The following is an 8704-nucleotide window of genomic DNA, read 5'->3' as shown; positions in this document are numbered from 1 at the left end:
GGGCGAACACCGCCCCGCGCGCACCGGCGGCCGCCGGCGACGCGGCCGAGCAGCACCACGAGATTCAGAACAAAGCGATGCCGGGCGCAAGCACCGGTACGCCCCCCGGAACGGCCGCCGCTGGGCCTGCCGCTTCCGGCTCTCGCAGCGTTTCACCCAGCGCATCCACCTTGATCCAGATGAGGAGTTTCATGCAGCGCGCCACCAAGATAGTCGCCACGATCGGCCCGGCTTCCAGTTCGCCGGAGATTCTGCTGCAGATGATGCAGGCGGGCCTCGACGTCGTGCGGCTCAATTTTTCGCACGGCACGGCCGACGATCACCGCCAGCGCGCCGAGATGGTGCGCGAGGCCGCCCGCAAGGTCGGCCGCGAGATCGCGATCATGGCCGACCTCCAGGGCCCGAAGATCCGCGTCGGCAAGTTCGAGAACGGCAAGACGACGCTGACGCCGGGGCAGCCCTTCATCCTCGATGCCGGTTGCGAGCTCGGCAACGACGAGCGCGTCGGGCTCGACTACAAGGAACTGCCGCGCGACCTGAAGCCGGGCGACCTGCTGCTGCTGAACGACGGCCTGATCGTGCTGACCGTCGAGCGCGTCCTCGGCGACGAGATCCACACGATCGTCAAGGTGGGCGGCGAGCTGTCGAACAACAAGGGCATCAACCGCCAGGGCGGCGGCCTGTCGGCCCCTGCGCTGACCGCGAAGGACATGGAAGACATCCGCACCGCGATGTCGCTTGGCGCGGACCTGGTGGCGGTGTCGTTCCCGAAGAACGCGACCGACATGGAAATGGCGCGCCAGCTCGCGAACATCGCGGGCGCGCCGTACGGCATCAAGCCGAAGATGATCGCGAAGATCGAGCGCGCGGAAGCGATTCCGGCGCTGCAGAGCATCCTCGACGCGTCCGACGGCATCATGGTCGCGCGCGGCGACCTCGCGGTGGAAGTGGGCAACGCGGCCGTGCCGGCGCTGCAGAAGCGCATGATCCGGATGGCGCGCGAGTCGAACAAGCTCGTGATCACCGCGACGCAGATGATGGAGTCGATGATCCACGCGCCCGTGCCGACCCGCGCGGAAGTGTCGGACGTCGCGAACGCGGTGCTCGACGGCACCGACGCGGTGATGCTGTCGGCCGAGACGGCCGCCGGCAAGTATCCGGTCGTCACGATCGAGACGATGGCGGCCGTGTGCGTCGAGGCGGAGAAGTCGGAAGAGGTCGAGCTCGACAAGGATTTCCTCGACCGCACGTTCACGCGGATCGACCAGTCGATCGCGATGGGCGCGCTGTTCACCGCGTACCACCTGGGCGCGAAGGCGATCATCGCGCTGACCGAATCGGGCGCGACCGCGCTGTGGATGTCGCGTCACTACACGCACGTGCCGATCTTCGCGCTGACGCCGCGCGTCGGCAGCGAGCGCACGATGGCGCTGTACCGCAACGTGACGCCGCTGCACGTCGACTTCAACAGCGACCGCGATTCGGCGCTGCAGGCGGCGCTCGAGATCGTCGTCAAGCAAGGCTACGTGCAGCACGGCGACATGGTCGTGCTGACCGTCGGCGAGCCGATGGGGCAGGCGGGCGGCACCAACACGCTGAAGATCGTGCGGGTCGGCGAGCACTATTGAGCACCGACTGAGCATCGCGCCGGCCAGTGCGCCGGCCGCCCGGATCAGCTGAAAAATCGATCCGGCACCGTTTTATACGCGAAAGCCGCGTGGGGTCCGAAGCCCCACGCGGCTTTTTTTCTCTTTTTTGCCCGCATTGTGCCGTGCGAACGTAACAAATTGCGAGTCGGCGCCACCGGGCGGTCGGAATCGGAGGCGCTTCGCGATAAAATGCGGCTATTCGACGCTCAGCCGCGCCGCGCCACCCCGGTTCGAACGGGAGCGAGCGCCGCGCCGGCGTCAGGGCGCACCGGTTTTCATTCCAAGGAGTTCCACAATGCCTCTCGTATCAATGCGTCAATTGCTGGACCACGCGGCAGAGCACGGTTACGGCCTGCCGGCCTTCAACGTGAACAACCTGGAGCAGGTCCAGGCGATCATGGCGGCGGCGGACCAGGTCGGCGCGCCCGTGATCATGCAGGCATCGGCCGGCGCGCGTAAGTATGCGGGCGAGCCGTTCCTGCGCCACCTGATCGAAGCAGCGGTCGAATCGTACCCGCACATCCCGGTCGTGATGCACCAGGATCACGGCCAGTCGCCGGCGGTCTGCACGGCCGCGATCCGCAGCGGCTTCACCAGCGTGATGATGGACGGTTCGCTGGAAGCCGACGGCAAGACGGTCGCGTCGTACGAGTACAACGTCGACGTGTCGCGCAAGGTCGTCGAGATGGCGCACTCGATCGGCGTGACGGTCGAGGCCGAACTCGGCGTGCTCGGCTCGCTCGAGACGATGAAGGGCGACAAGGAAGACGGCCACGGCGCGGAAGGCACGATGACCCGCGAGCAGCTGCTGACCGATCCGGAGCAGGCCGCCGACTTCGTGAAGCTCACGCAGTGCGATGCGCTCGCGATCGCGATCGGCACGTCGCACGGCGCGTACAAGTTCTCGAAGAAGCCGACGGGCGACATCCTGTCGATCCAGCGCATCAAGGAAATCCACGCGCGCATCCCGAACACCCACCTCGTGATGCACGGTTCGTCGTCGGTGCCGCAGGAACTGCTGGCCGAGATCCGCGAATTCGGCGGCGACATGAAGGAAACCTACGGCGTGCCGGTCGAGGAAATCCAGGAAGGCATCAAGCACGGCGTGCGCAAGATCAACATCGACACCGACCTGCGTCTCGCGATCACCGGCGCGATCCGCCGCTACCTGTTCGAGAACCCGGGCAAGTTCGACCCGCGCGACTACCTGAAGCCCGCGCGCGAAGCGGCGAAGAAGGTGTGCGTCGACCGCTACCTCGCGTTCGGCTGCGAAGGCCAGGCCGGCAAGATCAAGCCGCTGTCGCTCGACAAGATCGCCGAGCAGTACAAGTCCGGCGCGCTCGCGCAGGTCGTGCGCTGAGACTGTAGTACGATTGCCCCCGCCCGGTACTGCCGCCGGGCAAGGGCTGGCCGCCCGGTTGCCGGATTCGATCCGGCCCCGGTAGCCGCTCCGTCCGGCCGAACAAGGGCCGGCCGGCAACCGCCGGGCGTCGTCGCCCGCCGGTTCGCCGACGTATTGCAAGACCGCCGTTCCCGCCTGCCGCGGGGAACGGCGTTTCCCTTTTTGTTTGGCTCCTTATCTGCGAAAAGACGATGTCTACCCTTTACGAATCCACGCTCCGCTCGCTGCCGCTCCTCGGTCGCGGCAAGGTCCGCGATAACTACGCGGTCGGCAACGACAAGCTCCTGATCGTCACGACCGACCGCCTGTCGGCATTCGACGTGGTGATGGGCGAGCCGATTCCGAACAAGGGCCGCGTGCTGAACCAGATGGCGAACTTCTGGTTCGACAAGCTCGCGCACATCGTGCCGAACCACCTGACGGGCGACGCGCCGGAAGCGGTCGTCGCGGCCGACGAGGTCGAGCAGGTGAAGGGCCGCGGCGTGGTCGTCAAGCGCCTCGAGCCGATCATGATCGAAGCGGTCGTGCGCGGCTACCTGGCCGGCAGCGGCTGGAAGGAATACCAGGCATCGGGCGCCGTGTGCGGCGTGCAGCTGCCGGAAGGCCTGCAGAACGCGCAGAAGCTGCCCGAGCCGATCTTCACGCCGGCCGCGAAGGCCGAGATGGGCGAGCACGACGAGAACATCACGTTCGAGGAAACCGAGCGCCGCATCGGTACCGAGCTGGCCGCAACCATTCGCGACATCTCGATCAAGCTGTACAAGGAAGCGGCCGATTACGCGGCGACGCGCGGCATCATCATCGCCGACACGAAGTTCGAATTCGGCCTCGACAACCACGGCAAGCTGTACCTGATGGACGAAGTGCTGACCGCCGATTCGTCGCGCTTCTGGCCGGCCGACCAGTACGAAGTCGGTACCAACCCGCCGTCGTTCGACAAGCAGTTCGTGCGCGACTGGCTCGAGGCGCAGCCGTGGGGCAAGACGGCGCCGGCGCCGGCGCTGCCGGCCGACGTCGTCGAGAAGACGGCCGCGAAGTACCAGGAAGCGCTCGAGCGCATCACCGGCCAGGCGCTCGCCTGATCGAGGTCCATACGACATGAGCGAAATCCAGACTGCCCACACGCACAGCGCGCCGCTCGTCGGCGTGCTGATGGGTTCGAGTTCCGACTGGGACGTGATGAAGCACGCGGTCGCCATCCTGCAGGAATTCGGCGTGCCGTACGAGGCGAAGGTCGTGTCCGCGCACCGGATGCCCGACGAGATGTTCGACTATGCGGAGAAGGCGCGCGAGCGCGGGCTGCGCGCGATCATCGCGGGCGCCGGCGGCGCCGCGCACCTGCCCGGCATGCTGGCCGCGAAAACCACGGTGCCGGTGCTCGGCGTGCCGGTCGCGAGCAAGTACCTGAAGGGTGTCGATTCGCTGCACTCGATCGTGCAGATGCCGAAGGGCGTGCCCGTCGCGACGTTCGCGATCGGCGAGGCCGGCGCCGCGAATGCCGCGCTGTTCGCGGTGTCGATCCTGTCCGGCACGTCGACCGACTACGCGAACCGGCTCGCCGCGTTCCGCGTGCGTCAGAACGAAGCCGCGCACGCGATGGTGCTGCCGCCGCTGGAATGACGGCATGGCGCCGGCCGCACGACGCGGCCGGCGCCGGATTTTTCCACTGCGGCGGGCATTTTCGCGTTCCGCCGCGACCGACCACTGACATGACCGCAACTCCTGATTCCGTTTCCCCGATCCTGCCCGGCGCGTGGCTGGGCATGGTCGGCGGTGGCCAGCTCGGCCGCATGTTCTGCTTTGCCGCCCAGTCGATGGGCTATCGTGTCGCCGTGCTCGATCCCGATCCGACGAGCCCCGCCGGCGCGGTCGCCGACCGCCACCTGCGCGCGGCGTACGACGACGAAGCCGCGCTCGCCGAACTGGCCGACCTGTGCGACGCGGTGTCGACGGAGTTCGAGAACGTGCCGGCCGCAAGCCTCGATTTCCTCGCGCGCACGACGTTCGTCGCGCCCGCCGGCCGCTGCGTCGCGGTCGCGCAGGACCGGATCGCGGAGAAGCGCTTCATCGAGGCTTCGGGCGTGCCTGTCGCGCCGCACGTCGTGATCGAATCGTCGGCGGCACTCGCCGCGCTCGACGATGCCGCGCTCGACGCGGTGCTGCCGGGCATCCTGAAGACGGCGCGCCTCGGCTACGACGGCAAGGGCCAGGTGCGCGTCGCCACCGCGCGGGAAGCGCGCGACGCGCATGCCGCGCTCGGCGGCGTGCCGTGCGTGCTGGAGAAGCGCCTGCCGCTGAAATACGAAGTGTCGGCGCTGATCGCGCGCGGCGCGGACGGCCGCTCGGCTGCGTTCCCGCTCGCGCAGAACGTGCATCACAACGGCATCCTCGCGCTGACGGTCGTGCCCGCGCCGGCCGCCGATGCCGCGCGCGTCGAAGAGGCGCAACAGGCCGCCGTGCGGATCGCCGATACGCTCGGCTACGTCGGCGTGCTGTGCGTTGAATTCTTCGTGCTGGAAGACGGTTCGTTCGTCGCGAACGAGATGGCGCCGCGCCCGCACAACTCCGGTCACTACACGGTCGATGCGTGCGCAACGAGCCAGTTCGAGCAGCAGGTGCGTGCGATGACGCGCATGCCGCTCGGCAACCCGCGCCAGCATTCGCCGGCCGCGATGCTGAACATCCTCGGCGACGTGTGGTTCCCGAACGGTGCGGCCGATGCCGTCACGCCGCCCTGGGACACGGTCGCCGCGATGCCGGCCGCGCACCTGCACCTGTACGGCAAGGAAGACGCGCGCGTCGGTCGCAAGATGGGCCACGTGAACTTCACGGCCGAAACGCGCGACGAAGCCGTTGCCGCGGCCACCGCGTGCGCGCAGCTGCTGCGCGTGCCGCTCGACTGAGGCGCCGGCCGATGTCCATCGATCTCCCGAACGCCGTGACGGCCGCGCAGATCGACGCGGCCGCCGCGTTGCTCGACGCGGGCCAGCTCGTCGCCTTTCCGACCGAAACCGTCTACGGGCTCGGCGGCGACGCGGCGAATCCCGAGGCCGTCGCGCGCATCTACGCGGCGAAGGGGCGGCCGGCGAATCATCCGGTGATCGTGCACCTGCCGCCGGGCGGCGATCCCGGTTACTGGGCCGACGATCTGCCGGCCGATGCGCAGGCGTTGATCGATGCATTCTGGCCGGGCCCGCTGACGCTGATCCTGAAGCGTCATGCGCGCATTCCGGACGCCGTGAGCGGCGGCCAGGATTCGGTCGGGCTGCGCTGCCCGTCGCATCCGGTCGCGCAGGCGCTGCTGGCCGCGTTCAGCGCGCGGCGCGGCGGGCATGGCGGCGTGGCCGCGCCGTCCGCGAACCGGTTCGGCCATGTGAGCCCGACCACCGCGCAGCACGTACGCGACGAATTCGGCGACACCGTGCACGTGCTCGACGGCGGTGCGTCCGAAGTCGGCATCGAATCGACGATTCTCGACCTGTCGCGCGGTTTCCCGGCGCTGCTGCGCCCGGGCCACGTGACGCCGCAACAGATCGCCGACGTGCTCGGCCGCGCGCCGAAGCTGCCGGACGGCAGCGACGCGACCGCGCCGCGCGCATCGGGCACGCTGAAGGCGCATTACGCGCCACGCACGCCGCTTGCGCTGCTGCCGTTCGACACGCTCGAGCCGCTGCTCGCGGCCGCGCAAGCCGACGGCGAGCGTGTCGCGCTCGTCGCCCGTGCGTCGCGCGCGGGACGCTGGGCGCAGGCCGATGGCGTGCATTTCGTCGCGGCGCCGGAAGATCCGCAGGCGTATGCACGCGACCTGTACGGGATGCTGCGCGCGCTCGACCGCGCGCAGGTCGCACGCATCCTCGTCGAGAAGCTGCCCGAGACCGTCGAATGGATCGCGGTCAACGATCGTCTCGGCCGTGCGGCGGCCGCGTTCGAAGCGCGCGACTGACACGCTCGACGGCTGATCCAGGAATGAAAAAACGCCCGACCGGCGAACCGGTCGGGCGTTTCTGTTTGGGCGCGTGGCCGGCGGCTTACTTGCCGACGCCCGACTTCGCGATCTGCTGTTCGACGAACTGCGCGAACAGCGCGTGCAGGTGCGTCGTCGGGTGGACCGTGTCGGCGAACATGTAGGTCTGGTCCGCGTTCGCGACCGTGTAGGTCTGCGGCGAGCAGAACAGCGACGAGCCGAATGCGGTCGCGTTCGCGACGCCGTACTGCGTGGCAGCCTGGACCATCGCCTTCAGGTTGCAGGCGGTATCGGTGTTCGACACGCTGAAGCCGTTCGCCTTGTAGTTTGCCGCGATGCCGTCCTGCCACGTGAACGTGTCGAGCAGCGCGACCTTCGTCGTGTCGACCTTCAGCGCGGCCAGCGTGCCGGCGAGCGTCTGGTTGAACAGCCCCGACAGTTGCGTGAACGCGGCCTGCGTCGGCGCGCCGCCCTGCAGCGCGAGTGGAGTGCCGCCGATGTCCGGCACGTTCGATACGTACACGTGCGTCGCGCCTGCCGCGACGATCTGCTGGACGATGCCGCCGAGCTGCTGCGCGGCCAGGCCGATCGCCTGCGCCGCCGCGAGTTGCGCGGCCGGCGTGTTGCCTTGCGCCTGCGCGACCTGCGCCTGGTAGAAGATGTCGTTCGCGCCGCCGTTGACCAGCACGATCTGGCCGGCGTTGAAGCTGCCGTGCTGCGACAGGTACTGCTTGACCTGGTCGGCGATCGGCGTCGTGGTGGCCTGCGCGTAGTCGGCGTTCGGCACGCTCGCGTCCGCGTGACCGATACCCGGCTGCAACGTCACGCGCGAGCCGCCCTGTGCGTAGCCGAGACCGCCGGTGGCCTGCAGCGGAATGCCGAACCCGCCCTGGTTCGCGGGCTGCAGCGTGTCGCCGTAGTACTGCGCGACGTTCTGCGTCCATACCTGGCCCGGGTTGGTCGTGAAGCGGCCGCCGCCGAAGCCGAGCTTGATCTGCGAGTAGGTACCCACGTCGGACAGGCTGTCGCCGAACGACACGACCTGCATCTTCACGCCCGACGGCGGCGTGTTCGACGCGCTGTTGTTGTTGTCGTCACCGCCGCCGCCGCATGCGGCGAGCAGCGCAAGCGCGGCGCCGGCGATCGCGACCTGCGCGGTGCGCAGCATGCGCTGCCGGGTGCGGGAAGCTGCGTGTTGTTGTGTCTGCATCGTTCGATCTCCTCGTAGATATGGCCTGATGTGTTTCTCATCTGCCGCGTGCCTGCTCGGTTCCGGGCTGCGCGGCGGCCGTTGGCTGAAACGGTTTATTGGTGACGCGCAGCCGCCGGCGGCACGGTGCGCGGATCGGGGTTCGCGGACTCGGCAATCTGCGCATGATAAGCGCTCGCCCATTCGGGCGGGCCGAAAATCGCGCGCAGCTTGTTGCGCCATCCGTCGACGCGCAATGCGTCGCCGGCCATCGATATCCACTCGTGGAACGTCGCGACGAGCGGGTTGTTCGAGCCGAGCCGCTCGACGATCCCGTACCGCGGCGGATCGTCGGGCGTTTCCTCGACATAACTCCCGAACAGGCGATCCCAGATCACAAGGACGCCTGCGTAATTGCGGTCGATGTAGCGCGGATTGCGCGCATGGTGCGCACGGTGGATCGACGGCGTGTTCAGCACGTATTCGAGCCAGCCGAGCTT

9 protein-coding genes are annotated in these 8704 nt (G+C 68.4%); 6 read left to right on the top strand and 3 right to left on the bottom strand.

Going from position 1 to position 8704, the window contains the following annotated elements; all coding sequences use genetic code 11:
- Positions 1-64: 64 nt before the first annotated feature.
- The gene (locus L810_RS49510; protein WP_021164118.1) at positions 65-193 is read right to left on the bottom strand and encodes a hypothetical protein; all 129 of its coding nucleotides are present in this window, start codon (positions 191-193) and stop codon (positions 65-67) included.
- On the opposite strand from L810_RS49510, the gene pyk reads away from it, so the two are divergent.
- From pyk to L810_RS41650, 6 genes are all read left to right on the top strand, one after another.
- On the top strand, positions 192-1628 hold the full coding sequence (gene pyk, locus L810_RS41675) for a pyruvate kinase (RefSeq protein ID WP_021164117.1): 1437 nt from the start codon (positions 192-194) through the stop codon (positions 1626-1628). The two genes, L810_RS49510 and pyk, sit on opposite strands and share 2 nt — an antisense overlap.
- A 316-nt stretch (positions 1629-1944) precedes the next feature.
- A complete protein-coding gene (gene fba, locus L810_RS41670) occupies positions 1945-3009 on the top strand; it encodes a class II fructose-bisphosphate aldolase (protein ID WP_021164116.1) in 1065 nt (354 codons plus the stop codon).
- A gap of 233 nt (positions 3010-3242) precedes the next feature.
- Positions 3243-4133, top strand: coding sequence for a phosphoribosylaminoimidazolesuccinocarboxamide synthase (locus tag L810_RS41665; RefSeq protein ID WP_021164115.1), 891 nt, complete (start codon positions 3243-3245; stop codon positions 4131-4133).
- Positions 4134-4149: 16 nt separating this feature from the next.
- Positions 4150-4671 (top strand): 5-(carboxyamino)imidazole ribonucleotide mutase, encoded by a 522-nt coding sequence (purE, locus tag L810_RS41660; protein WP_021164114.1) that lies wholly within the window; start codon positions 4150-4152, stop codon positions 4669-4671.
- A gap of 89 nt (positions 4672-4760) precedes the next feature.
- Entirely contained in the window at positions 4761-5954 is a 1194-nt protein-coding gene (locus L810_RS41655) for a 5-(carboxyamino)imidazole ribonucleotide synthase (protein WP_042978306.1), read from the top strand.
- A gap of 11 nt (positions 5955-5965) precedes the next feature.
- A complete protein-coding gene (locus tag L810_RS41650; protein WP_021164112.1) occupies positions 5966-6994 on the top strand; it encodes an L-threonylcarbamoyladenylate synthase in 1029 nt (342 codons plus the stop codon).
- Between the two features lie 85 nt (positions 6995-7079).
- Here the strand turns inward: L810_RS41650 and L810_RS41645 are convergent, their stop codons facing one another.
- Together L810_RS41645 and L810_RS41640 are read right to left on the bottom strand one after the other, a co-directional pair.
- On the bottom strand, positions 7080-8225 hold the full coding sequence (locus L810_RS41645) for an SGNH/GDSL hydrolase family protein (protein WP_021164111.1): 1146 nt from the start codon (positions 8223-8225) through the stop codon (positions 7080-7082).
- Positions 8226-8320: 95 nt separating this feature from the next.
- Positions 8321-8704: sterol desaturase family protein (locus tag L810_RS41640; protein ID WP_042978305.1), on the bottom strand; the 384-nt coding region annotated here is incomplete at its 5' end.

Source organism: Burkholderia sp. AU4i, assembly GCF_000466765.1.
GTDB classification, from domain to species: domain Bacteria; phylum Pseudomonadota; class Gammaproteobacteria; order Burkholderiales; family Burkholderiaceae; genus Burkholderia; species Burkholderia cepacia.
This window is presented reverse-complemented; position numbering and strand designations above follow the sequence as displayed.

Excerpts from the sequence above, each read along its gene's own strand:
- pyk (WP_021164117.1), top strand. The coding sequence starts at position 192 with ATGCAGCGCGCCACCAAGATAGTCGCCACGATCGGCCCGGCTTCCAGT.
- L810_RS49510 (WP_021164118.1), bottom strand. The coding sequence starts at position 193 with ATGAAACTCCTCATCTGGATCAAGGTGGATGCGCTGGGTGAAACGCTG.
- fba (WP_021164116.1), top strand. The coding sequence starts at position 1,945 with ATGCCTCTCGTATCAATGCGTCAATTGCTGGACCACGCGGCAGAGCAC.
- L810_RS41665 (WP_021164115.1), top strand. The coding sequence starts at position 3,243 with ATGTCTACCCTTTACGAATCCACGCTCCGCTCGCTGCCGCTCCTCGGT.
- purE (WP_021164114.1), top strand. The coding sequence starts at position 4,150 with ATGAGCGAAATCCAGACTGCCCACACGCACAGCGCGCCGCTCGTCGGC.
- L810_RS41655 (WP_042978306.1), top strand. The coding sequence starts at position 4,761 with ATGACCGCAACTCCTGATTCCGTTTCCCCGATCCTGCCCGGCGCGTGG.
- L810_RS41650 (WP_021164112.1), top strand. The coding sequence starts at position 5,966 with ATGTCCATCGATCTCCCGAACGCCGTGACGGCCGCGCAGATCGACGCG.
- L810_RS41645 (WP_021164111.1), bottom strand. The coding sequence starts at position 8,225 with ATGCAGACACAACAACACGCAGCTTCCCGCACCCGGCAGCGCATGCTG.